Source organism: Streptomyces sp. N35, from assembly GCF_016464295.1.
Taxonomy (GTDB): Bacteria; Actinomycetota; Actinomycetes; order Streptomycetales; family Streptomycetaceae; genus Streptomyces.
Genome location: NZ_JAEIMH010000219.1, coordinates 1 through 664 on the forward strand (window position 1 = coordinate 1; position 664 = coordinate 664).

Consider the following 664-nt stretch of genomic DNA (forward strand, 5'->3'; position numbering starts at 1 on the left):
CATCCTGGATATACGCCTCAAGGACCTTCATTCCCTCAAGGCCGAGCCAGATGGGGGCGCCGCGGTGGACGACGTCCTCGGGGTACATCCGCCCGCCCGCACCCTCCAAGTCGGGCGCGTGGTCGGACACGCACCACGACGGGCACGGGAACGAGAACCAGGCGCCTCCCGGCACAGGGAAGGGGGTCAGTGGCGAGGTCTCTTCTGCGTTCATGGATACCGCCGATGCGACAGGGGCTGAACCGCGTTGTTCGAGAGTTCGGTTTGACGGATCGAAATGTCATCAGGCACGATTCTTCTACGCCTTTGCGGCCTTGCCCGGTGCTACCAACACCGGACAAGGCCTTGAACCCCAACCCTCCAAGACAGGGAAGAGGAACCGTGCCGTATGGTACCGGCCGCCCGAATGGCGGCGAAAACGTCATGTCTGAAAACGGCTCCGTCGAGGATGCTCCGGACCGTTTCACCATGGGCCTGATGATCGACATCATGACCGTGCTCGACCAGCACGGCTACGAGCGAGGTGCGCAGAGCACCGTTCCGCGTCTCATCGGCCCGCTGGCCGACTTGGTGCGCGCTTACGAAGGCGGTGATCGTAAATGACCGCTGCGCCCCCGCTCCGCGCCGTGATCTACGCACGGGTGTCGTCGGACCCCAAACAGCG

1 protein-coding gene and 1 pseudogene are annotated in these 664 nt (G+C 63.9%); one reads left to right on the top strand and one right to left on the bottom strand.

What is annotated here, in order from left to right:
* A pseudogene (locus JAO81_RS44190) lies at nucleotides 1–214 on the bottom strand (hypothetical protein); the annotation flags it as partial.
* Nucleotides 215–381: 167 nt separating this feature from the next.
* Here JAO81_RS44190 and JAO81_RS44195 point away from each other — a divergent pair.
* On the top strand, nucleotides 382–603 hold the full coding sequence (locus JAO81_RS44195; protein WP_199553259.1) for a hypothetical protein: 222 nt from the start codon (nucleotides 382–384) through the stop codon (nucleotides 601–603).
* Nucleotides 604–664 lie beyond the last annotated feature (61 nt).